This is a genomic window from Streptomyces sp. AK010, from assembly GCF_014207295.1.
Lineage (GTDB): Bacteria > Actinomycetota > Actinomycetes > Streptomycetales > Streptomycetaceae > Streptomyces > Streptomyces massasporeus.
The window spans coordinates 291440-315414 of the sequence record NZ_JACHCX010000007.1 but is presented as its reverse complement, the minus strand read 5'-3'; the positions used below and the strand labels follow the sequence as shown (position 1 = coordinate 315414).

At 72.9% G+C, this 23975-nt stretch carries 21 protein-coding genes, 1 pseudogene and 1 riboswitch; of the genes and pseudogenes, 11 read left to right on the top strand and 11 right to left on the bottom strand.

What is annotated here, in order from left to right:
* Positions 1-22: 22 nt before the first annotated feature.
* A riboswitch (cobalamin riboswitch) is annotated at positions 23-208 on the bottom strand.
* Positions 209-336: 128 nt separating this feature from the next.
* The 8 genes from HDC93_RS16700 to HDC93_RS16665 all read right to left on the bottom strand — a co-directional run bounded on the left by HDC93_RS16700 (position 337) and on the right by HDC93_RS16665 (position 9466).
* Positions 337-1788 carry a serine/threonine-protein kinase gene (locus HDC93_RS16700; RefSeq protein ID WP_221516760.1) on the bottom strand — a complete coding sequence of 484 codons (1452 nt, stop codon included), beginning with the start codon at positions 1786-1788 and terminating at the stop codon, positions 337-339.
* Positions 1789-2005: 217 nt separating this feature from the next.
* Positions 2006-3298: an MFS transporter gene (locus tag HDC93_RS16695; protein WP_185011550.1), complete on the bottom strand. Its 1293-nt coding sequence runs from the start codon at positions 3296-3298 to the stop codon at positions 2006-2008.
* Complete coding sequence (locus HDC93_RS16690) at positions 3295-5148, bottom strand: ABC transporter permease subunit (protein WP_311774567.1); 1854 nt, start codon at positions 5146-5148, stop codon at positions 3295-3297. The genes HDC93_RS16695 and HDC93_RS16690 overlap by 4 nt, the downstream gene beginning before the upstream one ends.
* A gap of 41 nt (positions 5149-5189) precedes the next feature.
* Positions 5190-6689: an ABC transporter substrate-binding protein gene (locus HDC93_RS16685; protein ID WP_185011548.1), complete on the bottom strand. Its 1500-nt coding sequence runs from the start codon at positions 6687-6689 to the stop codon at positions 5190-5192.
* A 23-nt stretch (positions 6690-6712) separates the two neighbouring features.
* Positions 6713-7249: a GNAT family N-acetyltransferase gene (locus HDC93_RS16680; RefSeq protein ID WP_185011546.1), complete on the bottom strand. Its 537-nt coding sequence runs from the start codon at positions 7247-7249 to the stop codon at positions 6713-6715.
* Positions 7250-7280: 31 nt separating this feature from the next.
* The gene (locus HDC93_RS16675) at positions 7281-7673 is read right to left on the bottom strand and encodes a nuclear transport factor 2 family protein (protein ID WP_185011544.1); all 393 of its coding nucleotides are present in this window, start codon (positions 7671-7673) and stop codon (positions 7281-7283) included.
* Between the two features lie 31 nt (positions 7674-7704).
* Positions 7705-8502, bottom strand: a complete 798-nt coding sequence (locus HDC93_RS16670; protein ID WP_185011542.1) for a VOC family protein — start codon at positions 8500-8502, stop codon at positions 7705-7707.
* A gap of 112 nt (positions 8503-8614) precedes the next feature.
* Complete coding sequence (locus HDC93_RS16665) at positions 8615-9466, bottom strand: SDR family NAD(P)-dependent oxidoreductase (RefSeq protein ID WP_260419593.1); 852 nt, start codon at positions 9464-9466, stop codon at positions 8615-8617.
* A gap of 125 nt (positions 9467-9591) precedes the next feature.
* Between HDC93_RS16665 and HDC93_RS16660 the strand changes: the two genes are divergently transcribed.
* Positions 9592-10068 (top strand): DUF4396 domain-containing protein, encoded by a 477-nt coding sequence (locus HDC93_RS16660; protein WP_185011540.1) that lies wholly within the window; start codon positions 9592-9594, stop codon positions 10066-10068.
* A gap of 141 nt (positions 10069-10209) precedes the next feature.
* Here HDC93_RS16660 and HDC93_RS16655 read toward each other — a convergent pair.
* The 3 genes and pseudogenes from HDC93_RS16655 to HDC93_RS16645 form a co-directional block, all read right to left on the bottom strand.
* Positions 10210-10671, bottom strand: a pseudogene (locus tag HDC93_RS16655) (DNA glycosylase AlkZ-like family protein); the annotation flags it as partial.
* 202 nt (positions 10672-10873) lie between these two features.
* Positions 10874-12160, bottom strand: a complete 1287-nt coding sequence (locus HDC93_RS16650; RefSeq protein ID WP_185011538.1) for a cytochrome P450 — start codon at positions 12158-12160, stop codon at positions 10874-10876.
* 28 nt (positions 12161-12188) lie between these two features.
* A complete protein-coding gene (locus tag HDC93_RS16645) occupies positions 12189-13538 on the bottom strand; it encodes a glutamine synthetase family protein (protein WP_185011536.1) in 1350 nt (449 codons plus the stop codon).
* A gap of 336 nt (positions 13539-13874) precedes the next feature.
* Between HDC93_RS16645 and HDC93_RS16640 the strand changes: the two genes are divergently transcribed.
* From HDC93_RS16640 to HDC93_RS16595, 10 genes are all read left to right on the top strand, one after another.
* Entirely contained in the window at positions 13875-14063 is a 189-nt protein-coding gene (locus HDC93_RS16640) for a ferredoxin (protein ID WP_031108213.1), read from the top strand.
* A gap of 1 nt (position 14064) precedes the next feature.
* Positions 14065-15276, top strand: a complete 1212-nt coding sequence (locus tag HDC93_RS16635) for an NAD(P)/FAD-dependent oxidoreductase (protein ID WP_185011534.1) — start codon at positions 14065-14067, stop codon at positions 15274-15276.
* Positions 15273-16085 carry an acetoacetate decarboxylase family protein gene (locus tag HDC93_RS16630; RefSeq protein WP_185011532.1) on the top strand — a complete coding sequence of 271 codons (813 nt, stop codon included), beginning with the start codon at positions 15273-15275 and terminating at the stop codon, positions 16083-16085. Before HDC93_RS16635 ends, HDC93_RS16630 begins: the two co-directional genes overlap by 4 nt.
* A gap of 96 nt (positions 16086-16181) precedes the next feature.
* Positions 16182-17645, top strand: a complete 1464-nt coding sequence (locus HDC93_RS16625; RefSeq protein ID WP_185011531.1) for an aldehyde dehydrogenase — start codon at positions 16182-16184, stop codon at positions 17643-17645.
* Positions 17638-18567 (top strand): 3,4-dihydroxyphenylacetate 2,3-dioxygenase, encoded by a 930-nt coding sequence (locus HDC93_RS16620; protein ID WP_185011529.1) that lies wholly within the window; start codon positions 17638-17640, stop codon positions 18565-18567. The genes HDC93_RS16625 and HDC93_RS16620 overlap by 8 nt, the downstream gene beginning before the upstream one ends.
* Complete coding sequence (locus HDC93_RS16615) at positions 18560-19405, top strand: fumarylacetoacetate hydrolase family protein (RefSeq protein WP_185011527.1); 846 nt, start codon at positions 18560-18562, stop codon at positions 19403-19405. Before HDC93_RS16620 ends, HDC93_RS16615 begins: the two co-directional genes overlap by 8 nt.
* Positions 19406-19492: 87 nt before the next feature.
* Entirely contained in the window at positions 19493-20095 is a 603-nt protein-coding gene (locus HDC93_RS16610; RefSeq protein WP_185011525.1) for a TetR/AcrR family transcriptional regulator, read from the top strand.
* A 161-nt stretch (positions 20096-20256) separates the two neighbouring features.
* The gene (locus tag HDC93_RS16605; RefSeq protein ID WP_185011523.1) at positions 20257-21717 is read left to right on the top strand and encodes an APC family permease; all 1461 of its coding nucleotides are present in this window, start codon (positions 20257-20259) and stop codon (positions 21715-21717) included.
* A 62-nt stretch (positions 21718-21779) separates the two neighbouring features.
* Positions 21780-23270, top strand: a complete 1491-nt coding sequence (locus HDC93_RS16600; RefSeq protein ID WP_185011521.1) for an aldehyde dehydrogenase — start codon at positions 21780-21782, stop codon at positions 23268-23270.
* Positions 23267-23962, top strand: a complete 696-nt coding sequence (locus HDC93_RS16595) for a gamma-glutamyl-gamma-aminobutyrate hydrolase family protein (protein ID WP_185011519.1) — start codon at positions 23267-23269, stop codon at positions 23960-23962. Before HDC93_RS16600 ends, HDC93_RS16595 begins: the two co-directional genes overlap by 4 nt.
* The last annotated feature ends 13 nt before the right edge of the window (positions 23963-23975 follow it).

Here is a 23975-nt window from a genome sequence, read left to right as displayed (position 1 = left end):
CAGACCCTCTCCAGCACCTCGTGGATGGTTGACGCGCCTTGGCCGGTCTCCTGGCTGACGGGTACCACCGCCCGGACTCCGCCTTCCCGGGTCACAAGGACCCAGTGGCTGCCCGTGAGGGCCGGAGCCGGACTTCCCGATTCACAGTGGCGAGGGCCGCACCGGCATCACACCGGATTTCCCGTTCACCAAGGCCTGGTGACAATAAGGCCGGGGTAAGGGCGATGACAAGCCACCCAAGGGGCGCGCAAGAGGGCGCCCGCTCGCACACCGGCGCATCCCCCGGCTGATCCACGTGCTCCGGTCAGGGGTCCGCCGTGCGGCGTCCGGGCCGCGTCAGTCGTCGCCTCCGTCGCCGTCGCCCTCCCCGTCCTTCCCGGCTCGGCGCGGCTTCTCCGGCTTCGGCTTCTCCGGCCCGCCGGGGCCCGCCTCTTGGGTCGCAGGGGCGGTGCCGGGCGCGGACGCGACAGGCGTCGGGGATGCGGTCGGCGCGGAGGGAGTGACATCGGCCACGCTGCCGGTGGCCGGCGCGTCGGCCACCGCCGGACCGGCCCCGGGACCGGCCTCGGAATCGGAGGACGAAGAGGACGCGGAGTCGGTGGACGGCGTGGCGGCGGGGCTGCTCGCGCTCGGGGACGCGTCCGGCTCCGTGCCCTCCGCGGTCGTGTCGGGCGAGAACCAGCGCATGCCGATGAGCATCGCGGCGAGGAAGAGCGCCGCGGCGGCTGCCGTCGCGGCCAGTCGCGACCGGTTGCCCGGGCCGCCCCGCCCGCGGGAGCGTCCCGAACGCCCCGCCTGGGCCGCCCGGGCCGCGCTGCGGTGCCCCGGAGTCGCGGGCAGGGCGTACGTGGTCGGACTGCCGGCCCCGGCCGCCGGGTACGGGCCCGGCCCGGCGGGCATCACCGCGGACGTGGTCCTGGGCCGCAGCGGCGGCGAGGCCTCCGGCAGCGGCTCGGGCAGGCCCCGCCAGGCGCCGCCGGCGAACCATTCGGCGGCCTGCTGGGCGGTGGGCCGGTCCTCGGGCTGCTTGGCGAGCAGACCGAGGAGGTAGTTCTCGAAGGCGGGCGGCAGTCCGGCGACACCGAGCTCGCGGGGTGGCACGGGGGCGGAGTCGAGGTGCTGGTGGAGGAGGGCGACGGCGGTGTCGGCCTCGAAGGGCGGGCGCCCGCTGAGGAGCTGGTAGAGCACGCAGCCCAGGGAGTACATGTCGGAGGCGGGCCCCGCCTGCTTGCCCAGGGCACGCTCGGGCGCGAGGTACAGGCCGGTGCCGATGATCTGGCCGGTGGCGGTGAGGGCGGCGCCCGGGTCGTCGAGGAACCGCGCGATGCCGAAGTCGCCGATCTTCAGGGTGCCGTTCGTGTCCAGCAGCAGGTTGGCGGGTTTGACGTCCCGGTGCACGATGCCCTGCCCGTGCGCGGCGGCGAGCCCGGCGGACGCCTGTGCGGCCAGATCGGCCACCTGCTCGGCGGGGAGCGCGCCGGAGCCGTTCAGCACCCCGGCGAGGCTGTCGCCCTCGACCAGCTCCATCACCAGGTACAGCCGGTTGTCGTACTCGCCGAAGTCCAGGACGCCGACCACATTGGGGTGGTTGAGACGCCCGGCGGTCTGAGCCTCCAGACGGAACCGGGAGGTCGCCGTGGCATCGGTGTCCTGGGGGAGCAGCAGCTTCAGGGCCACCGCTCTGGCGAGCGTCTCGTCGTACGCGCGCCAGACCTCTCCCATTCCACCGCGCCCGATCTCAACATCCAGCCGGTAGCGGCCCGCTAGCAGCACTCGTCCTCGTCTCATGCGTGTGGGAAGGTCGTTTGCCGCAGGCCGAACTCCCCGTTTCTGCTCGGGGATTGGTGGGGGATGCCGCAGCCGACCCAGGATACTGGCGCGGCGTGACCACCGATCGCCGCAGCAGTGTCCTCACCGGGCGCCGTCTCGCACATCCCGCGCGAAGAGGTCACCCGCCGGGGTGACGCTCCGGCGCGCTCGGGCGTCCCGGGGCGCCGGTGCCGTCTCAGGCCGTCTGGCCCGCCCCCTTCGCGCGGCGCGGCAACAGGGCCACCGCCAGGGCCGGTACGGCCGCGAGGACCAGCCACGGCACGGCGGCCGGCAGCCCCAGGTCGAGCAGCGAGCCGGTGGCGGCGCTGCCGGCCAGGACGATGAGGCCGGAGACGGACGACAGCGCGCCCATGTAGAGCCCGAGCCGTCCTTCCTCGGCGAGGTCGGGCACCCAGGCGCGGGCGGCGGGCACCACCAGCATCTGCCCCACGGTGAGCAAGATCACGAAGCCCGCGGCCGGCAACAGCCCGGCGGTGCCGGTCCAGCCTGCCGGGCGGGCCGCGGCCACCACCGCGAAACCGGACGCGATCAGCAGCAGGCCCGCGGTCATCGAGCGGCGCAGATCGAGCCGGTCGCCCGCCCAGCGGGCCACGGGCAGCTGGGCGAACACCACCAGCACCGAGGAGAGCGCGAAGAGCCAGGACAGCGGCGCCTGGGAGCCGGCCGCGCGCTGCACCTCGTCCGGCAGGGCCAGATACAGCTGGTTGTAGGCGAGCAGATAGGAGCCGTAGGCGCAGCACAGGGCGAGGAAGCGCCGGTTGCGCAGCAGCGCGCGGGCCCCGCCCCGCTCCCGGACACGGACCCGGCCGGGGATGTGCTGCGGCATCAGCCACAGGTGCCCGGCGAGGACGAGGACGAAGACGGCGGCACCCGCGAGGCACGCGGTGCGGAAGTCCACGGCGAGCAGCAGCGCGCCGAGCAGCGGCCCGGCGAACGCCCCGACCTGGCCCGCCACGCTGAACAGGGCGAGGACCCGGGTGCGCGGCCCGTGGCCGCCCTCCTCCCAGACCACCGCCTGGCGGGCCACCTCGGACTCCACGGCGGGGGAGAACAGCGCGGCGGCGAACCCGATCACCAGCACCGCCCCGATCACGGTCCCCGGCGCCTGCGCGTACCCGAGCCACACGAACCCGGCGATCCGCAGCACGCAACCCGCCAGCACGACCGGCCGCACCCCGAACCGGTCGACGAGCCACCCGCCGACCACGAACAGCCCCTGCTGGCTGAAGGTGCGCAGCCCGAGCACGAACCCGACCAGCCAGCCCGCCATGCCGATCGCGCTGCCGAGGTGCTCGGCGAGGAACGGCAGGACGGCGTAGAAGCCGATGTTGAAGGCGAGCTGGGTGAGGATCAGCAGCCGCAGCAGCGGCGACAGTTCCCGGCACAGGCGCCAGGTGCTGTCACGGGGCTCGGCGTCGGACCCGCGGGCGGCCTCGCGGGCCGGTGCGAGGGGGGCGGGGTCGGTCATCGTTCTTCCGTCTGTGAGGCGGACACGGGCGTCAGGAGGGCGTCGGGGCGGTCCGGTCGCCGGCGCGGGACCGGCACGACCCGGTCCGCGGGCGGTCCGGCCGGGCCGGCGGGCCGGGTACGCCGCCGGGGGAGCCGTACGCCGCCCGCGGCCGTCACCGCGAGCGCCCCGAGCAGGGCGAGTACGGCGGCGGGGAAGAGGACGGCCCACGGGGCGCGCTCGGCGTACGGCTGGTTCTCCGCCAGCAGCAGGCCCCAGTCGGGGGACGGCGGCTGGGCGCCCAGCCCGAGGAAGCCCAGCGCCGCGAGGCTGAGCGCGATGCCCGGCAGCCGGAGCAGGGCGTGCCGGGCGACCGGGGGTGCGACGGCGGGCAGCAGTTCGTGCCGGAGCAGGTACCAGCGGCCGGCACCCAGCGCCCGGGTGGCCGTCAGGTGCGTGGTCGCGCGCTCCTGCCGCAGCAGGGAGGAGGTGTGCGCGGCCAGCGGGCACCAGGCCACGACGGCCACGGCGAACGCGGGCGTCCAGGGTCCGCTGCCCAGGGCACCGGTGACGAGGAGCCCGGCCAGTACGGGCGGTACGGCGCTGAGGGTGTCGACCAGCGGCCCGGACACCCTCGGCAGCAGCCCCAGCAGCCCGGCGACGAGGGCGGCGGCACTCACCGCGAGTGCGGTGCCGAGGGTGGTCAGCGCGCCGTGCGAGATGCGGGCGAGCACGTCCCGGCCGAGCGCGTCCGTGCCGAAGGGATGCTCAAAGGAGGGGGCGTGCAGCCGGGCGAGGGTGTCCAGGGCGAGCGGGTCGCGGGGCAGCCCGAAGCCGATGACGGCGGCCAGCAGCCCTCCGTAGAGCAGGGGGAGGGTGCGGGGCGCGGGCGGCCGGGGCCGGTGCAGGGACTGCAGGGCGCCGTCGCGCAGCGCCGGACCGATCAGCAGGCGGGCGGCGAGCCGGGCGAGGAGCCCCGCGGTGACCGCGAGCAGGACGAGGGCGAGGGTGCCGGTCTGCAGGACGGGCAGGTCCTGCGCGAGTGCGGCCTGCAGGGTGAGCCGGCCCAGGCCCGGGATGTCGAAGATCTGCTCGACGGCGACCGATCCGCCGGTCAGGCCGACCACGAACAGCGCCAGGTTCGGCAGCAGTCCGGGCACGCAGCGGCGCACCGCCTGCCGCGCCAGGGACCTCGACGGCACACCGCGGGCCGCGGCCGCCATCGCCCAGGGTTCTGCGAACGCGCCGGGCAGCAGGTCGTCGAGCATCCGCCCCAGCACCGCCCCGGCGGGCAGACCGAGGGCGAGTGAGGGCAGCACCATCCACTGCGGCCCGTACCAGCCCAGGGCGGGCAGCCAGCCCAACTGCACACCGATCACCGAGGCCAGCACCGCGGCGACGAGGAACTCGGGCAGCGCGGCCAGCACCGCCGTCGCCGTCCCGCCGGGGCGGCGCGCCCCGAGCCGGCCCCGCGCGCCCAGCCGGAGCGTACGGGCGCAGACGGCGGCCACCGTGCCCGCGGCGACCACCAGGGCCCCGGCCATCAACAGCAGCGACGCGCCGAGCGCCTGCCCGACGCCGGGCAGCACCTGGCTGCCGGACACCCAGGACGTGCCCGCGTCGCCGTGCAGCAGTCCGCCCAGCCAGCGGCCGAGCAGGGCGAGCGGGCCGTCGTCCAGGCCGAGGTCGTCGCGGATGGCGCGCAGGGTCTCGGGATCGGGGTCGCGGTCCGCCGACCGCGCCCGGAGCACGGTCAGCGCGGGGTCGGTACGTGACAGCCACGGCAGCAGGCCGATACCGCACACCAGGGCGGCCACGAGCACGGTCCGCCACAGCAGCGTCGGGGCGCCACCGCCCGCGAGGGAGCGCACACGGGCGGCGGCACCGTTCGTCCAGGGGGTCTTCGAGCTGTTCAGCGCCGGGTCCCCGTCCCTATGAGGGTGCGCTCGTACGGATCGGGCAGCGCGCCCCGGACGGACGTCGCGATGCCCGCGACGAGCTTCAGATGCACCAGCGGGATCACCGAGTCGGTGCCGAGGACGGCCGCCTCCGCCTTCATGGCGGCGTCCTGCCGCTCGGCGGTGTCGGACTCGGCCTGGGCGGCGGCGACCAGCTCGTCCACCTTCCTGTCGCACAGGAACGACAGGTTGTTGGAGCCGTCGCAGGTGTAGTCGCTCGCGAGGACGGTGACCGGGTCACCGGTGTCCAGCATCATGTTGCGGGAGAAGACCGCGGCGTCGAACTTGCCGCCCAGCAGGTCGCCTTCAAGGCGCGCGTACGTGCGCACCTCCAGCTTCACCTCGAACCCCGCCTTCCGCAGCTGCTGTTGGAGCACCTGGGCGGTCTCCGGCAGCTCGGGCCGGTCGCTGTAGGTGGCGAGGGTGATGCGCTCGCCGTCGGGGCCGGTCGCCCGCGCCCGCCCGGTCGGCTCGACGCGCTTGCCGGCGGCCCAGGTCAGGGCCGGGCCGAACAGGCCCTGCGCGGGCACGGCGTAGCCCTCGTAGGCGCCCTTGGCGATGACCGAGGGGTCGATCGCCTCGCGTGCGGCCGCCCGCAGCCCCGCGTCGGTGAACGCACCGGACTTGGTGTTGAGGTACAGGCTGGTGTTGCGGGCGGTGTCGACCTCGTGGACGTCGTCCTCGTCCAGGGAGGCGACCTGGGCGACGGGCAGGGACTCGGCGATGTCGACGTCGCCGGTGCGCAGGGCGTTGGCGCGGGCGGTGCCGTCGGAGACGAACCGGGCGGTGACGCCGGACGCCTGGGCCCGGCCGCCCCAGTAGTCGTCGAAGCGGTCCAGCGTGGCCGCGGTGTCTCCGTCGATCCTGGTGAGTGCGAAGGGGCCGGTGGCGGTGCCTTCGACGTTCACCGTGCCCTTTGTGTCGTAGGCCTTCGGCGCGAACACCGCGAGGGAGGGGTTCGACAGCCGCAACGGCAGGACGGGGTCGGCCTCGGCGGTGCTGACCCGGACCCGCTGGTCGTCCTCGGCCGCGGCGGTCAGCTTCACTCCCGCGAGCGCCGACGGTGCCGGGTCGGCCTTCCCGGCGGCGGTGAGGGCGGCGGCGACGGCCTTGGCGGTGACGGCCTCGCCGTTCTGGAACCTCGCGTCCCGCAGGGTGAACAGCCAGCTCCTGCCGCCGTTCTCACTGCTCCACGACTCGGCCAGCGCGGGGACCGCCGTGCCGTTCGCGTCCAGCTTGGTCAGCCCTTCGATGACGCCGAGCCGGGACAGGAGCATCGCGTCCTGGCCGTACGGCGAGTAGTTCTCGGTCGGGGCGAAGGGCAGGGCGACACGCAGCCGGGCGCCGTCGCCGGAGCCGGAGGAGGCCGACGCGTCGTCGCCGGAGGACGCGAAACAGCCGGAGAGCAAGGGCAGCACGAACAGCCCGGCTATGAGCCGGCGGGGAGTTCTCATAGTGTATATGAATACCATTTTCGTTAAGTGAGCGGTATCTCGAAGTGCACGACGCCGCTGCCCCCGCCGGGCACCTCCTCCCGCTCGTCGCAGACCACCTTGCCCAGCGCCCGCCACAGGCCCAGCGCGCCCGGGGAGTGCGGATAGGTGTGCAGATACACGGACCGGTATCCGCCGTCGGTCCGGGCGAACTCCAGCAGGCCGTCCACCAGTTGCCGGGCCAGGCCGCGCCGCCGGTGCTCGGGACGCACGTACACCCGCCGGAGCTGAGCCGTCTCGCCCGAGGGGAACCGCTCGGCCAGCCAGTGCGGGTTCGGCGGGTGCTCCGGGCCGCGGGCGTCCAGTGCCGCCGTGGCCGCCACCGTCCCGTCCCGCTCGTCCACGGCCACCAGGAGGGCGTGCCGGGGCGGTGTGACGTAGAACGGCACCGGGTCGATGATGTCGGCGTGCCATCGCGGCACGTAGCCCGTGCCGAAGTCGCGGTACACGGCGTCGAGCATCACCGCCCGGGCCCCGTCGATGTCGGCCGTGGTGGCTGCTCTGATGCTGTAGTCACGCATTTGCGCATCATATGCAAGAAGGGTTCGTGCCTCAGTCGGGGGCCGCGGACGTGATGTGGCTCAGCACGCACAGCCAGCGGCCCTGCCGCCGCACGAACACGTCCGTCGTCCACTCGTCGGCGTCGTACTGCTCGCCCCTGTAGTGGGCGGTGTTCGTCACCCGGCACGTCACCAGTGCGGTGTCGCCGTGGATCCGGACGCGGGGGTCGGTCCTGAGGTCCATCGCCGAGTGGGTGAGTGCGCCGGACGCGACGAGGGAGAGGAACTTCTCCCTCGGGTCGATCCCCGATGCGGAGACGATGACCCACTCGTCCGCCATGAACTCCGCGATCCGCGCGGGGTCGTCGGAGACGATCGCCTCGGCCCAGCTCTTCGCCAGCCGGGCGAGATGGAGTTCATCTGCCGGATCGGGCTCTTCGTCCATGTCGCGCCGGTGGTCGTGTCCGGGCGGGCCCTCAGCTCTCGGACGGGGCGAGCACCACGAAGTCCGCGTTCGCCGGGTCGAGGCAGACGGCGAGCCGGCCGACGCCCTCCATGTCCACCGGGCCCATCTGCACGCTGCCGCCGTTCCCGGTGACCTGCGCCACCGCGGCGTCGCAGTCCTCCACGGCGAAGACCGGGTGCCAGTACGGCCGTCCGCCCGTCACCGCCAGGTCCTCCTTGCCGAGTTGCATGAGCCCGCCGTGCATCCGGTCCTCGGGCAGTCCCGCCGGGGTGATCAGGGTGTACGTGCCGGCGCCGCCCGGCAGCGGCATGTCGCTGAACTGCCAGCCGAAGAGGCTGCCGTAGAAGTCCCGCGCGCCCGCGGCGTCGGTCGTGTACAGCTCGGTCCACGACAGCGAGCCCGGCTGATCCACCAGTTCCACGCCCTTGTTCGTGCCCGGCTCCCAGACGGCGAACTGACCGCCCAGCGGGTCGCTGTACTGCGCCATCCGGCCCCAGTCGTCGAGGCCCATCGGCGCGACCCGCACGGTGCCGCCCGCCTGCTGCACGGCCTGGGTCGTGGCGTCCGCGTCGGTGACGCTGTAGTAGAGCATCCAGGCCGGGCGCGCGCCCTCCTCGGTGAGCTTGCCGAGCCCGGCGACGATCTTGCCGTCCTTCTTGAACATCCCGCCCTCGAAGTCCCCGTCCTCGCCCATGGACTCGTAGTCCCAGCCGAGGACGGCGCCGTAGAAGGCGGCCGCGGCCGGGACGTCCGGAGCGCCCAGGTCGAGCCAGCAGGGGGAACCGGGGACGTAGTCCGTCGTGATCATGGCGATGCTTTCCCTTCGGCGGGGCCTGTGTGCCCAGCGTGACACCGAGCACCGCCCGTCGCCCGTCGGCCGCTCGCCGTTCGGGGGACCCCGGCGGATGCCGGGGGCGGTGTCAGTGGACCGACAGCCCGCCGTCGACGAAGACCGACTGCCCGGTCACGTAGGCGGACGCCGCGCTCGCCAGGAAGACCGCCGCACCCGCGAAGTCCTCGGCGAGACCGTTGCGCCCGATCATCGTGCGGGCGGCGAGGGCGGCCACCTTCTCCGGGTCCGAGGACAGCCGCACGTTGAGCGCTGTCATGACGAAGCCCGGCACGAGGAGGTTGCAGGTGACCCCGCGCGGCGACCACGCCTCGGCCTGGGAACGCGCCAGTGCCTCCAGCCCGCCCTTGGAGGCGCCGTAGGCGCCGCTCTGGACGAACGCGCGATGCGCCTGCTGCGAGCTGATGTGGACGATCCGCCCGTACCCGCGCTGCGCCATACCGGGTCCGAAGCGCTGCCCCAGCAGGAACGGCGCCTCCAGGTTGACCGCCATCGTGGCGTCCCAGACGTCCTCGCCCAGCTCGTCCATCGGCGGGCGCAGGTTGATCCCGGCGCTGTTGACGAGGATGTCGGGCTCCCCGAACTCCCCGGCCGCCCGTTCGGCGGCCGTCCGCACCCCCTCGCGGGTGCTCAGATCCGCGCTGACCCACGCGGCGCGGCAGCCCTCGGCCGTGAGCTCCTCGACCGTCGCGGCCAGCCCGGCCTCGCCGCGGGCCACGACCACCACGCTCGCCCCGGCCCGCGCGAGGGCGCCGGCGATGGCGCGGCCGATCCCGGAACTGCCGCCGGTGACCACCGCGACCCGCCCCTCCAGGGAGAACAGCTCGGAAAGGTAGTCCCGCGGCGCCTGGGACGGTGACGTCGCCCCGGTCTGCCGGGGTGGCTGGGTCGGCTCGGGCGAGGGCGTCGGGTGGGTCGTCATGGCGACCCACTCTAGGTCGATCATCCGGCCGGCCGTCGAGCGGTGCCGATCGCCCCGCGGGATCGCCCGGCGAGCCCTGGCCGACCTCTCGCGTACATACCCCTGGGGGGTATACAGTCGGGTTCATGGACCACACCGCTCATGAACCTGAGAAGCATCGGCACGGGGCCGCGTCCTGGGGGACCGCCGTGAAGGCGACGCTGCACTGCCTGACCGGGTGCGCGATCGGCGAGATCCTCGGCATGGTGATCGGCACGGCGGCGGGATGGGGCAACGTGCCCACCATGGTGGTGGCGATCGCGCTGGCGTTCCTCTTCGGCTACTCGTTCACCCTGTTCGCTGTCCTGCGCGCAGGCCTCGACCTCAAGGCCGCGATCCGGGTCGCCCTCGCCGCGGACACGGTCTCGATCGCGGTGATGGAGCTCGTGGACAACCTCATCATCGCGTTCACGCCGGGCGCGATGGACGCCGAACTGTCGCACGGTCTCTTCTGGTACGCCCTCCTGGGCGGTTTCGCGGTCGCCTTCCTGATCACGACCCCGGTCAACAAGTGGATGATCGGCCGCGGCAAGGGTCACGCCGTGGTCCATGCCCACCACTGACGCGACGTCACGTCCCCCACGGCGCCAGGGAACCCGGCCGGACCCGGAGCCGTTGACCCGGTATGACGCATGGGGAGTGGGCGGGGCGACTGCTCCCGTTGCTGATCGTCGCGGGCGCTCTGGCGGTGGTCACGAACCTCTTTCGGGCGCGGGACCGGTCCGCGCCGCGACGAACGACGACCGGGCGCCGAACAACCACGGCCCGCCGGTCGGCACATGGAGCAGCGGCGCATACGCCTTGAGCCCCCACCATGCCCCGGCCTTCTTCTCCTCACCGACCCGCTCCGCCAGCCAGTCCTGCACCTCGGCGGCCGTCCGCGGCCGGTCGGCGAAGTCGAGCAACTCCGGGAGCAGCGCCTGGCCGTCGGCCGGCGTGAGCCCCGCCGCGGCGAAGCGGTACCCGAGCCGGGGGGCGTACAGCGTCTGCTGCATCGCCTCCCGGAACACCTGATCGTCGTCCGCGTGGACCGCGTGCAGCGTGATCCGCATCAGGGTCGCCTTGACCACCTCACGGCCCGCAAAGGCGGCGTCCAGCTCGGCCGGCGCGAACCCGGCCAGCCGGTTCCACAGCGCGACGTAGGGCGAGGCGGCGTGCTGCGCCTGGCGTCCCGCGGACCGATCACCGGCCCCCGCAGCGTGGTGCGCATGTCTTCCAGGGGGCGGTGTCCATGACGATCTCCTCGGGACGCGGGCCCGTGCTGACATCACCAGCCTCTCGCCGACCGCGGAGCGACGCATGTCCGGAGCGTGCGCCGCCGCACGGGGAGGGCCGTGCCGGTTCCGGCCCTGCGCCCGCAGGCTCGCGTCAGGCCGGGGTGACCTCCACCGGCAGCTTCTTGATGCCGTTGACGAAGTTGGAGCGGACCCTCGGGACGTCACCGGCCAGGCGGATGTCCGCCAGGCGCGGGATCAGTTCCTCGAACATGATGCGGATCTCGGTGCGGGCGAGCAGGTTGCCCAGGCACAGGTGGGGGCTGCCCTTGCCGAAGGTGACGTGGTCGTTGTCGCGGCGCGTGACGTCGAAGTCGTAGGGGTTGCCGAAGACCTTCTCGTCGCGGTTGCCGGAGGCGAACCACATCACCACCTTGTCGCCCTCCCGTACGCGCTTTCCGCCCAGCTCGACATCGCGCGTGGCGGTGCGGCGGAAGTGGTAGACGGGGGAGGCCCAGCGCAGGAACTCCTCGACCGCGACCGGGATCAGCGAGGGGTCCTCCTGGAGGCGGGCCAGCTGCTCGGGGTGCTGGATGAGCGCCAGCATCGAGTGGGAGATGGTGTGCCGGGTGGTCTCGTTTCCGGCGACGACCAGGAGCAGGAAGTAGTTGTCGAAGTCCTGCGGGGAGAGCGGGACGCCGTCGCGGGGTGTGGTGTTGACCAGGCGGGAGACCAGGTCGGTGCCGTCGCCGCCCCGGCGCTGCCGGGCCAGCTCGCGGCCGTACTCGAAGACCTCCAGCGAGGCGGGGGAGCGGAAGGGCAGATCGCGGTACTGCTCGCTCTCCTCGCTGTGCAGCAGGACGTCCGCGTAGTCGGGGTCGGTGTGCCCGATGATGCGGTTGCCCCAGTCGATGAGCCTCTGGTTGTCCTCCGGGGGCACGTCCAGCAGCCGGGCGAGCACGTTGATGGGGAAGTCCGCCGAGACGTCCTCGACGAAGTCGAAGCGGCCCTTGACAAGGGCGGCGTCGAGGGTCCTCGCGGTCAGCCCGCGCAGGAAGTCGGTGTAGCCGCTGATCACGTTCGCACCGAACTGCCGCTGGATCAGGCTCCGCAGGGCCCGGTGACGCACCCCGTCCAGTTCGAGGATCGAGGCGCGCTTCTTGATCTGGTCGTCGTCGACCTCCTCCAGGTTGACGAACTTCGTCGACGTGAAGGTCTCCGCGTCACGGTCCACCCGCACGATGTCCTCGTGCCGGGTCAGCGACCAGAAGCCGGAGTTGGGCGCCTCCTCGGGCTGCCAGTGCACCGGGTCCTCGTGGCGCAGGGTGTGGAACATCCGCCACGGCGTCACACCGTCGGTGAAGCGGTCCAGGTCGGAGAGGTCCACGTCGGCCAGGGGCAGCGGCTCGCGCACGGCGTCGGTCGGGGTCTCGGTGGTCATCGGCGGCTCCTCGGCGTCACAGGGGGCGTCACAGGTGGTAGGCGTACTCGGTGAACTCCCAGTCCGTGACATGCCGGTGGAAGCGTTCGACCTCGTCGCGTTTGTAGGAGAGGAAGGACGTGGTGAACCCCTTGCCGAGCAGGTCGGTCAGGGCGGTGTCCGCCTCCAGCGCGTCCAGCGCGGCGGGCAGGGTCTGCGGCAGAACGGCCGAGCGGGCGGTGTCGTAGCCGTAGCCCTCCAGCGGGGCGGGCGGTTCCTCGCCGGCCAGCACGCCCAGCAGGGCGGCGGCCGTCGTGGCGGCGATCGCCAGATAGGGGTTGGCGCTGGCGTCGCCGAGGCGCAGTTCGAGCCGGGCACCGGTGCCGCGCTCGGGCGGGATGCGCACCATGGCGCTGCGGTTGTCCAGCCCCCAGTCGATCAGCCAGGGCGCGAGGGTGTCCGGGCCGAAGCGCTTGTACGAGTTGACCGTGGGGTTGAGCAGCGCGGCGAGAGCGGGCGCGTGGGCGAGGACGCCGGCGACGGCGTGCCGGGCGGTGGCGGACAGGCCGTACGCGCCCGACGGGTCGTCGAAGGTGTTGCGGCCCTCCTCGTCGTCGCAGGACAGGTGGAGGTGGAAGCCGGAGCCGCCCGCGTCGTTGAAGGGCTTGGCCATGAAGGTGGCCAGCCGGCCCTCCTTGCGGGCCAGTTCCTTGATCGCGGCCTTGAAGCGGAAGGAGCGGTCGGCGGCCGACACGGCGTCCGAGTGGACCAGGTTGATCTCGATCTGGCCGCCGTCGAACTCGTGGTTGCCGCTGAGCGCCCCGACCTTGAGATCGCGTACGTGGCGCAGGGTGCGCAGCAGGTGGTTGTCCGGGTCGGCGCGCAGCCCGGCGGTGTAGACGACCCCGGGGTCGGGCGCGTAGCGGCGCCAGCCGCCCGACGGGTCCGGCTCGCACAGGAAGTACTCGAGCTCGGGCCCGACGACCGGCCGCAGCCCGTGCTCGGCGCACCGGGCGAGGACGGACCGCAGCAGATCGCGGGGCGACTCGGGCGCGGGCGCGCCGGTCGCCGGGTCGACGACCTCGCCCAGACAGGCGGCCACCCCCGGCTCCCAGGGCAGCGGCACCAGCGTGTCGAGGTCCGGGCGGACGCAGATGTCCGGCAGCCCCGCGTCCAGCCCGCCGCTGACCGGGACGACGTCCCCCTGCGGGCTGGTGTGGTAGACGGCCCGGCAGAACGCCAGGCCGTGCTCACAGGCCCGGGGCAGCTCTTCGAGCAGCACGTCACGCGCCCGGTCGGTGCCGATCAGGTCGGGGTAGGTCACCCGGACCACGTCGATGCCGTCGGCGGCGAGCCGGTCCATGTGGCGGCGGACTTCTTCGGAATCGTGAGCGCTCACCGTTGTCTCCTCGGGCGGACGTCGGGACACCTCCGGGACACGGGGGCCGGGGAGGCGGGTGGCGTGAGGGCGAGCGTCCGGGCGCGGCGGTGCCAGGACCGCCTGGTGCTCGTTTGATGCCAAACGGTAAGGCGGGGCGAGGGGCCCCGCAAGAGGGCCGGGGCGAGAATTTATCCATCCGGATAGCTCTTGACCAGACCCCTGCCCCTGCCTACCTTGTTTGAAGCCAAACGAGTTCGGAGTGCTTCTCACGCACCCCGTTGGCCGGGGCCCGGCCCCTTCCGGCCGGGCCCCTTTCCTTCCGCTTCGACGCCCTCACATTCAGGAGGACCGGCCATGAAGGTCGTCGTCGACATGAACAAGTGCCAGGACCACGGACAGTGCGTCTTCTCGGCCCCCGACGTCTTCCGGATGGACGACGACGGCCGCCTGGCCTACGTCCCCGACCCCGACGACGCCCTGCGCGACGAGGTCGAGGAGGCCGCGGACGTCTGCCCGCTCCAGGCCATCCGGATCGAGGACTGACATGAGCGGGCGCATGATCGTCGCCGGTGCCTCCCTCGGTGGACTGCGGGCCGCGGAGCAGCTGCGCGCCGTGGGCTGGACCGGCGGCATCACGGTGATCGGCGACGAGCCGCACCCGCCGTACAACCGGCCCCCGCTGTCCAAGGAGGTCCTCGCGGGCAAGGCGTCCTTCGACTCCCTTGCCTTCACGCCGAAGGCCTCCGCGACGGGCGTGGAGTGGCGGCTCGGCACGAGAATCGTCTCCGCCCGGCTCGCCGGCCGGACCGTCGAACTCGACGACGGCGCGGTGCTCTCCTACGACGGTCTGGTCGTCGCCACCGGGATGCGGCCCCGCCGGCTGCGCTGCCCCGGGCCGGTCGCGGGCCGCCACACGGTCCGGACCATCGACGACGCCCAGGTGCTGCGGGACGAGCTGACCCGGCCCGGCGTACGGGTCGTCGTGGTCGGCGCCGGGTTCATCGGCTACGAGGTGGCCGCCACGGCGGTCGGCCTCGGTGCCGCCGAGGTGACCGTGGTCGATTCGCTGCCGCTGCCGATGGTCGCACCGCTCGGGGAACCGATCGCCCGGGAACTGCGCCGGCGGCACGAGGAGCGCGGGGTCCGCTTCGTGCTCGGTGCGGGTGTGGCCGGGTTCGAGGGCGGGAACCGTGTCACCGGTGTCGTGCTGGCTGACGGGTCCGTGCTGCCGGCCGACGTCGTGGTGGAGTCCGTGGGATCGGTCGCCAACACCGAGTGGCTGGAGGGCAACGGACTCGACCTGAGCGACGGCGTGCTCACCGACGGGCAGCTGCGCGTCGGCGGCCGTCCCGACGTCGTCGCGGTGGGCGATGTCGCGCGCTTCCCCAACGCCCGCTACGACGGTGTGCCGCGGCGGGTCGAGCACTGGTCGGTGCCGACCGACTCGGCCAAGCACGCGGCGAAGGTGCTGGTGGCCGGCGACGCGGGCCCGGCGCCCTTCGCGCCCCTCCCCACCTTCTGGAGCGACCAGCACGACTTCCGGTTGCAGTCCTTCGGTGCGCCCGTCCTGGGGCTCGGCGACGTCCGGGTCCTCGACGGGCACCTCTCGGGGGACGTGCTGGTCGGGTACCACCGCGACGGGCTGCTGGTCGGTGTCGTCGCCCTCGGCGGACCCTCGGCGGCCCGGACCGCCGCCCGGTACCGCGCCGAACTGCTGAAGCAGCCCGCCCTCACCTCGCAAGGAGCCCTCTCGTGACCGGACTTCGCGGATACTTCCACCCCAAGACGGAGACGGGCGCGTCGTCGCTGATCCCCTCTCCGCCGTGGCGCTACTCCGGTGACCTGCTCACCGTCGAGTACCGGACGGATCCCGCACGCGTACGTGAACTGCTCCCCGAGCCGCTGGAGTTGGCGGACGAGGACCCGGGTGCCGTCGCCCTGATCTGGGCCGACTGGCAGTCGTGCTCGGCGTCGGGGGAGGAGCTGCTGGATCCCGTGCGGGCGCAGTACAAGGAGGCGTTCGCGGTCGTGCGGTGCCGGTTCCGGGGGCAGACGTACTCGCGGTGCGTCCACATCTGGGTGGACAAGGACTTCGCGATCGCGCGGGGGCTGCACCAGGGGTATCCGAAGAAGCTCGGCTCCATCCACCAGACGCGGCCGCATCCCTACGGACCCGCCCCGCGGATCGAGGCGGGGGCCCGGTTCGGGGCGACGCTGGCGGCTGCGGACCGGCGTCTGGCGCAGGCCGTGGTGACGCTGCGGGAGCCGTCCGGGAGCGGCGGGTTCGTCAACGCGCATCCCATGGCGCATCACCGGTGGCTGCCGTCGATCGAGAAGGGCAAGGGGCTTGCTCTCGATGAGCTGATCGAGTCCGGGGCCGCGTCCTTCGAGGGTGGTCAGGCGTGGGTGGGCGATGCGGATCTGGAGTTGTTCGAGGCGCCGACGGAGGAGCTGGCGCGGCTGGAGATCCGGGAGCCGATCGCTGCCTACTACCGGCAGGTCGGGGTGGTGTGGGACGGAGGACGGCTGCTGGAGAGTGGTACGTCCGGGGCGGGTGCCGAGTAATGCCGGTGGGCGGGTGCGGGGTTCGTCGTGGCTTGTCGCGCAGTTCCCCGCGCCCCTGGGTAGTGCGATTCCCCTCGTTTGAATGGAACTCTTCTTATGCCTGACAACATCACCGTCGCCGGGGTATCCGTCGACACCCGGCACTGGATCGGGGGGCGTCGTATCGCCTCCGCCGGGACCTTCACCGATCACTCTCCCATCGACGGCGCCGCGCTCGGCGAGATCGCCCGGGGCGGGCCCGCCGAGGCCGAAGCCGCTGTCGCCGCCGCCCGGGACGCGTTCCCCGGCTGGGCCGCCACCCCCCGTGCCGATCGCGCCCGCATCCTGCACGCCGTCGCCGACGGTGTCGAGAAGCGGACCGAGGAGCTGGCGATCGTCGAGACCACGGACAACGGGGCGCTGCTGCGCTCCCACCGCCGGGGCGTCATGCCCCGCGTCGCGCACAACTTCCGGTTCTTCGCCGACTGGCTGCTCCGGCTCGACCACGAGGACTTCGAGACGCGCGGGCACACCAACCACGTCAGCTGGGACCCGGCCGGGCCCTGCGTACTGATCACGCCGTGGAACGCGCCCCTGATGCTGGCCACCTGGAAGGTCGCCCCCGCCCTCGCGGCCGGCGACACCGTCGTCCTCAAGCCCGCCGAGTGGTCGCCGCTGACCGCCTCCCTGCTGGCCGACATCGCCGCGGAGGCCGGACTGCCCGCCGGTGTCCTCAACGTCGTCCAGGGATACGGCTCCGAGATCGGCGACGCGCTCACCTCCCACCCCGACGTGCGCCGCATCAGCTTCACCGGGTCGGTGCCGACGGCCAAGCGGATCGCGGAGTCCGCCGCCGCGAACCTCACACCCCTCAGTCTCGAACTCGGCGGCAAGTCGCCCCTGTTGGTCTTCGCAGACGCCGATCTCGAACTGGCCGTCGACCTCGCCGTGGAGCAGTACGACAACGCCGGGCAGGTCTGCCTGGCGGCGACCCGGCTGCTCGTCGAGGAGCCGGTGGCCGAGGAGTTCACCCGCCGGTTCGTGGAGAAGGCCACCACCCTGCGGCAGGGCGACCCGCGTGACGAGGACACCGACGTCGGGCCCAACATCCACCCCCGCCAGCTGGAGAAGATCGACGGATTCGTGCGGCGGGCCGTCGCGGCCGGGGCACGGGCGGTCATCGGCGGGCGGCGCGGGGACGGGCAGTACTACGCGCCGACGCTGCTCACCGACGTCGCCCAGGACTCGGAGATCGTGCAGGAGGAGGTCTTCGGGCCGGTGCTGACCCTCCAGACCTTCATCGGCGAGGACGAGGCCGTACGGCTCGCCAACGACACCCGGTTCGGGCTGGCCGCCACCGTCGCGACCGGCGACCGGGAGCGTGCCGAACGGGTCACCGCGCGGCTCGTCGCCGGCACCGTCTGGGTCAACTGCTTCTTCGTACGCGACCTCCAGGCACCCTTCGGCGGCTCCCGGCAGTCCGGGGTCGGCCGCGAGGGCGGCACCTGGAGCTTCGACTTCTACTGCGACCTGAAGAACACCGTCACCGCCCCGAAGGGATGGGACCAAAACCATGGGTGAGATCGTCGGGGCCGGGCTGCTCGCCCACGTGCCCACCATCGTGCTGCCCGAGGCCGACCGGCTGGAGCTCAACGAGGGCAAGGAGATCACCCTCGTCACCGGGCTGCGGGAACTGCGCAGGGACGTCTTCGAGCGAGATGCCGCCAATGATTACGACACCGTCGTGGTCCTTGACTCGCACTGGGCGACCACCGTCGAGTTCGTCGTGACCGCGCAGACGCGCAGGGCCGGGCTCTTCACCTCCGAGGAACTCCCGCGCGGCATGTGCAGGATGCCGTACGACTTCCCCGGCGACCCCGAACTCGCGCACAACGTGGCCGCGTTCGCCGACAAGCACGGCACCTGGATCACGCCGATCGATGACGAGTACCTGCCGATCTACTACGCCACCCTCAACCTCTGGAAGTACCTGGGGGAGGGGCTGCCGGACAAGCGGTGGGTCACCATCGGCGTCTGCCAGACCGGCGACATGGAGGACCACCTGCGGCTCGGGCGGGCGCTGGCCGACGGGATCGCCGCGACCCCCGGGCGGCGGGTGCTGCTCATCGCCTCCGGCGCCCTCTCGCACACCTTCTGGCCGCTGCGCGAACTGCGCGACCACGAGGCCGGCGACCCGGTGCACATCCGCACCCCCGAGGCCCGCGAGGCGGACTACGAGCGTATCGCCTGGTTCAAGGAGGGCCGCCACGACAAGGTCCTCGACACCATGGACGAGTTCTGGCGGTACAAGCCCGAGGCGAAGTTCTTCCACTACCTGATGATGGCCGGCGCCCTCGGCGAGCAGGCCTGTGTCGCCAAGGCCCGCCAGTACGGCGCGTACGAGAACTCCGTCGGCACCGGCCAGGCCCACCTCTGGTTCGACCGCCCCGCCGGCGGCTGGACCGCAGACCTCACCTCCGCGCAGGAGTCCACCCATGCCTGAGTACCGCCGCATCCTCCTCGACGGCGCCGTCGTCCAGGTCACCGTCGACGGCGGCGAACTCGTCGCCGGGGACGGCCGCCGCGTCAAGACCGAGACGGCCCGGCACCTGCCGCCGGTCGTGCCGTCCAAGATCGTCGCCGTGCATCTCAACCACCGCAGCCGGGTCGACGAGTTCCGGATCGGGCTCCCCGGCACGCCGACCTATTTCCACAAGCCGACCTCGTCCCTCAACGCCCACCGGGGCGCGATCGTCCGCCCCGAGGGCTGCAAGTGGCTCAACTACGAGGGCGAGGTCGCCATCGTCATCGGGAAGACCGCCCGCAACATCTGCCCGGAGGACGCGGGCGAGTACATCGCCGGCTACACCGTCGCCAACGACTACGGCCTGCACGACTTCCGCGACACCGACGCCGGGTCGATGCTGCGCGTGAAGGGCTCCGACACCCTCTGCCCGCTCGGCCCCGGCCTGGTCACCGACTGGGACTTCCACGGCAAGCGGCTGCGGACGTACGTCAACGGAGAGGTGGTGCAGGACGGTTCGACCGACGAGATGACCTGGGACATGCACTACCTCGTCGCCGACATCGCCCGCACCATCACCCTGTACCCCGGGGACGTCCTGCTGTCCGGCACGCCCGCCAACTCGCGGCCCGTCCAGCCGGGCGATGTCGTGGAGGTGGAGGTCGAGGGGCTCGGGCGGCTCACCAACCACATCGTCACCGGCCCGACCGCCATCCGTACGGACGTGGGCGCCCAGCCCACCGAGTCGGAGGAGGTCCTCTCGACCGCGCTCGGCGGCGACTGGGAGTTCCGTGGCATCCGGCCCCCGCGCCGTTGACCACGTGTATCCGGTCGCCGCGTCGCCGATGACGTGGCATCCGGTGCCCGCGTCGCCGGGCGGGACGCCCCGGGTAGGGTCACGGGCATGACCGAGCCCGCCGGGCGCCGACCCCGCAAGCGCGTGAACTACGGCACGGGCCGTGAGGCCCTGCTGGAGGCCGCCGTGCGGGTCGTGGCCCGGGGCGGTCTGCGCAGGCTCACCTACCGGGCCGTCGCCGAGGAGGCCGGGGTCACCCACGGCCTCGTCGTGCACCACTTCGGTTCCCGCGACGCCCTGATCGAGGAGGCCGTGGCCCACGCCATCCGCTCCTCCCTGAGCAGCAGCGCCCTCGAACCGGGTACCGGCGAGGTCGCCGACTTCTCGGTGGGTCTCACGGACATGGTGGAGGCCGGGCCGGACCTCCAGGCGTTCCAGTACGAACTGCTCCTGGAGTCCCGGCGCCGCCCCGAGCTCCTGGCCCACCTGCGGTCCCTGTACGACGAGTACTTCGACGCGACCCGGCGCGAACTCACCCAGATGCTGCCCGGCCCGGTCGACGAGGGCCTGTCCCGGATGGTGTTCGCCACGCTGGAGGGACTCGTCCTGCACCAGCTGGTCTTCGGAGAGCGCGAGGTCATCGACGAGGCCCTGGGTGAGCTGCGCTCGGTGCTGCGGCTGCTCGCCGATCGCCGCGGCGACGAGGCCTGACCCTCCCGGGCCTCCTCCCGCCCCGGACTCCGGCCCCTCCCGTCCCGCACCTCCCGCAATTCCTCGTCCCTCACCCCTTGCCAAACGGATAGTTCCGCCCCACGATGAGGCAACTCGTTTGGCCTGAAACGATCCTTCCTCCCCTCTGGCAGGTGATCCGAGTGGACAGTCAGACGGTCTCCCGGCACGCGACGGAACCGGATGCGCCCACCGCAGGCACGCTCAAGCCCAACGCCCTCGGCGTCCTGGGCATCCTCTTCTTCGTCCTGTCCGCCCAGGCCCCGCTGACCGGCATCGCCGGGGCGGCCCCCATCGCCGTGGCCCTCGGCAACGGCCCCGGCGTCCCCGCCGCCTACCTGGTGGCGGGCCTGGTGATCCTGCTGTTCTCGGTGGGCTTCGTCGCCATGGGGCGCCATGTGGTGGACGCGGGCGCCTTCTACACCTATATCGGCAAGGGCCTGGGCCGCACCACCGGCACCGGCAGCGCGGGCCTCGCGCTCTTCGCCTACTGCACCATCCAGGCCGCGATGTACGGCCTCTACGGCGCCATCGTGAGCGGCCTGGTCGCGAGCCACACCGGCCTCGACCTGCCGTGGTGGGTCTGGACGCTGGTCACCGTGGCCGTCGTGCAGGCGCTCGGTGCGGCCGGTGTCGAGATGGGCGCCAAGGTCCTCGCCGTCTTCGTCCTCGCCGAGTTCAGCATCCTGTCGGTCTTCGCCCTGGTCACCCTCTTCAGGGGCGGCGGACCCGAGGGGCTCGGCCTCGCCGACAGCTTCTCCCCGTCCGCCGCCCTGGACGGCGCCCCGGGCGTGGCCGTGATGTTCGCCGTGGCCTCCATGTTCGGCTTCGAGGCCACCGCCATCTACGGCGAAGAGGCCCGCGAACCCAAGAAGACCGTGCCGCGGGCCACGTACCTCGCGGTCGTCGTCGTCACCGGCTTCTTCGCCCTGGTCTCCTGGATGATCATCTCCTCCTACGGCGCCTCCAAGGCCACCGCGGCCGCGGGCCAGGCCCTGGAGAGCGGCGACGGCGCCGGGTTCGTCTTCGCGCCCATCGCGGCCGACTTCGGCGGCTGGGTGGGCGACGTGCTGCCCGTGCTGCTCGCCACGTCCCTCTTCGCCGGCATCCTCACCTTCCACAACTCGGCCAACCGCTACCTGTTCTCCCTCGGCCGCGATGGGCTGCTGCCGCTGCGGCTGTGCCGGCTCAACCGCCGTCACGCGCCCTGGACCGCCGGATGCGTCCAGACGGTCCTGGCCGTCCTCCTGGTGGTGCCCTTCGCCCTGGCCGGCAAGGACCCGGTGCTGACGCTGTTCTCCTGGTTCAGCGGTGTCGCCGTCCTGGCGATGATGCTGCTGTACCTGCTGACCTCGGTGTCGGTCGTCGTCTTCTTCCGCCGGGCCCGCCTCGACGCGCGCCTCTGGAACACGCTGATCGCACCCGCTCTGGGCGCGCTCGGCCTCGCGGGCGCGATCTGGCTCATCCTGGCCAACTTCACCACCCTCATCGGCGGCGAACGCACCACCGCCCTGTGGCTCACCCTCTCCGTCCCGGTCGTCATGGCCCTCGGCCTGGTCGCCGCGCGGGTACGGGGCCGGACCGTGGCGGCCGCCGACGGCTGACCGCACGCGCCGCCGTCCGCGGACAGCCCTATCCCTGTCGTTTGACACCAAAGGAGGTCCTCATGCCGGCCGTCTCCCACGACGAGTGGCTGCGCCGCGCCAAGGTGTTCCAGCTCTCCGGTGGCCATCACATCGACGGCGCCGAGGAGGCCGGGGGAGGGGCGACGTTCCCGGTCGTCTCCCCGCGGGACGGCCGGGTCGTCGCCGAGGTCGCGGACGGCGGCGCCGCCGAAGTGGACGCGGCCGTCGCTGCCGCCCGGCGGGCCTTCGACACCGGCCCGTGGCCGCGCCTGGCACCCGCCGAGCGCGGCCGGGCCCTGCTCCGCCTCGCCGACCTGCTCGAAGAGCGGCGTGAGGAACTCGCCCTCACGGTCAGCCTGGAGATGGGCAAACCGATCTCGGACGCGTACGGCATCGAACTGCGCGCGCTCATCACCACCTTCCGCTGGTACGGCCAGCTCGCGGACAAGCTCACCGACGAGTCCCCGCACACCGCCCCGGACGCACTCGCCCTGGTCACCAGGGAACCCGCCGGAGTGGTCGGGGCGGTGGTCCCGTGGAACTTCCCGCTGACCCTGGCCGGCTGGAAGGTCGCCCCCGCCCTCGCGGCCGGCTGCACGGTCGTCCTGAAGCCCTCGGAGAACTCCCCGCTCAGCGCGCTGCTCCTCGGGCGTCTCGCCAGCGAGGCCGGCATCCCGCCCGGCGCGCTCAACGTCGTCACCGGCGACGGCCCGACAGCGGGCAGCGCCCTCGGCCTCCACCCGGACGTCGACGTCCTGGCGTTCACCGGCTCCACCGCCGTCGGCCGCCACTTCCTGCGCTACGCCGCCGACTCCAACCTCAAGCGCGTCTGGCTGGAACTCGGCGGCAAGTCGCCCAACATCGTCCTGCCCGACGCCCCCGACCTCGACCAGGCTGCCGCCACCGCCGCCTGGGGCATCTTCTTCAACCAGGGCGAGATGTGCACGGCCCCCTCCCGGCTCCTCGTGCACTCCTCGATCGCCGAACGGGTCACCGACGCCGTGGTCCGGCGGGCCCGCGAACTGAAGGTCGGCGACCCGCTCGACCCGGAGACGGAGATGGGCGCACTCGTCGGCCGGGCGCACCTGGACCGGGTGGCCGGGCACATCCGCCACGGCGTCGACGAGGGTGCCCGGCTGCGCACCGGCGGCGACCGCGTCCTCGCCGAGACGGGCGGCACGTACCTGGAGCCGACCGTCCTCGACCGCGTGGACCCGGGCTCGCGACTGGCACGGGAGGAGATCTTCGGGCCCGTCCTGTCCGTGCTCGCCTTCGACGACCTCGACGAGGCGGTCCGCCTGGCCAACGCCACCGAGTACGGCCTCGCCGCCGGCCTGTGGACCTCCGACCTGTCCACCGCCCACCGGGTCTCACGCGCCCTGAAGGCCGGCACGGTCTGGGTCAACTGCTACGAGGAGGGCGACCTGACCGTGCCCTTCGGCGGCATGAAGCAGTCGGGCAACGGCCGCGACAAGTCCGCCCACGCGCTGGAGAAGTACACCGAGCTCAAGACCACCTGGATCCGGCTGTGACCCGCCCCCTGATCGCGGTCCCCGCCCGTTTCTCGGCCACGACCTCCGCCCTGCGGTACGCCGCCGAGGTCAACGCCCGTGCCCTGATCGAGGCCGTCTGGCGGGCCGGCGGCGAACCGGTGAGCATCCACCCGGCGGACACCGGCACCGCCGACCGGCTCGCCCGCTTCGACGGCGTCCTGCTCCCCGGCGGCGGCGACCTCGCCCCCTCCCGCTACGGCGCCGACGACACCCACGACACCGTCTACGACGTCGACACCCTCCAGGACGCCTTCGACCTCGACGTAGCCCGGCACGCCCTGGAGTCGGGGATGCCGCTGCTCGCCGTCTGCCGCGGTCTCCAGGTCGTCAACGTCGCCCTCGGCGGCACCCTGGAGCAGGACATGGGCGGACCCGAGCGGGAGCACCGGCACCTCGTGCACCCCGTCACCCTGGAACCCGGCTCGCTCGTCGCCCGGGCCGCCGACGCCGAGAAGGCGGACGCGTCCTGCTACCACCATCAGCGCGTCGACCGCCCGGGCAGCGGCCTGCGCGTCACGGCCCGGGCGGCCGACGGCACGGTCGAGGCCCTCGAACTCCCGGGCGCCGCGGGCTGGTTCACGGCCGTGCAGTGGCACCCGGAGGACACCGCCCACGAGGACCCCGCCCAGCAGGGCCTGTTCGACGCGCTCGTGCGGGCCGCGGCCCGGTGAGGCCGCGGCGGGA

Bases quoted from the DNA above. Each gene is read 5' to 3' on its own strand.
- HDC93_RS16620 (WP_185011529.1), top strand. From the start codon at position 17,638: ATGGGTGAGATCGTCGGGGCCGGGCTGCTCGCCCACGTGCCCACCATC.
- HDC93_RS16695 (WP_185011550.1), bottom strand. From the start codon at position 3,298: ATGACCGACCCCGCCCCCCTCGCACCGGCCCGCGAGGCCGCCCGCGGG.
- HDC93_RS16680 (WP_185011546.1), bottom strand. From the start codon at position 7,249: ATGCGTGACTACAGCATCAGAGCAGCCACCACGGCCGACATCGACGGG.
- HDC93_RS16660 (WP_185011540.1), top strand. From the start codon at position 9,592: ATGGACCACACCGCTCATGAACCTGAGAAGCATCGGCACGGGGCCGCG.
- HDC93_RS16685 (WP_185011548.1), bottom strand. From the start codon at position 6,689: ATGAGAACTCCCCGCCGGCTCATAGCCGGGCTGTTCGTGCTGCCCTTG.
- HDC93_RS16675 (WP_185011544.1), bottom strand. From the start codon at position 7,673: ATGGACGAAGAGCCCGATCCGGCAGATGAACTCCATCTCGCCCGGCTG.
- HDC93_RS16700 (WP_221516760.1), bottom strand. From the start codon at position 1,788: ATGAGACGAGGACGAGTGCTGCTAGCGGGCCGCTACCGGCTGGATGTT.
- HDC93_RS16600 (WP_185011521.1), top strand. From the start codon at position 21,780: ATGCCGGCCGTCTCCCACGACGAGTGGCTGCGCCGCGCCAAGGTGTTC.
- HDC93_RS16640 (WP_031108213.1), top strand. From the start codon at position 13,875: ATGAAGGTCGTCGTCGACATGAACAAGTGCCAGGACCACGGACAGTGC.
- HDC93_RS16635 (WP_185011534.1), top strand. From the start codon at position 14,065: ATGAGCGGGCGCATGATCGTCGCCGGTGCCTCCCTCGGTGGACTGCGG.
- HDC93_RS16625 (WP_185011531.1), top strand. From the start codon at position 16,182: ATGCCTGACAACATCACCGTCGCCGGGGTATCCGTCGACACCCGGCAC.
- HDC93_RS16665 (WP_260419593.1), bottom strand. From the start codon at position 9,466: ATGACGACCCACCCGACGCCCTCGCCCGAGCCGACCCAGCCACCCCGG.
- HDC93_RS16650 (WP_185011538.1), bottom strand. From the start codon at position 12,160: ATGACCACCGAGACCCCGACCGACGCCGTGCGCGAGCCGCTGCCCCTG.
- HDC93_RS16670 (WP_185011542.1), bottom strand. From the start codon at position 8,502: ATGATCACGACGGACTACGTCCCCGGTTCCCCCTGCTGGCTCGACCTG.
- HDC93_RS16610 (WP_185011525.1), top strand. From the start codon at position 19,493: ATGACCGAGCCCGCCGGGCGCCGACCCCGCAAGCGCGTGAACTACGGC.
- HDC93_RS16615 (WP_185011527.1), top strand. From the start codon at position 18,560: ATGCCTGAGTACCGCCGCATCCTCCTCGACGGCGCCGTCGTCCAGGTC.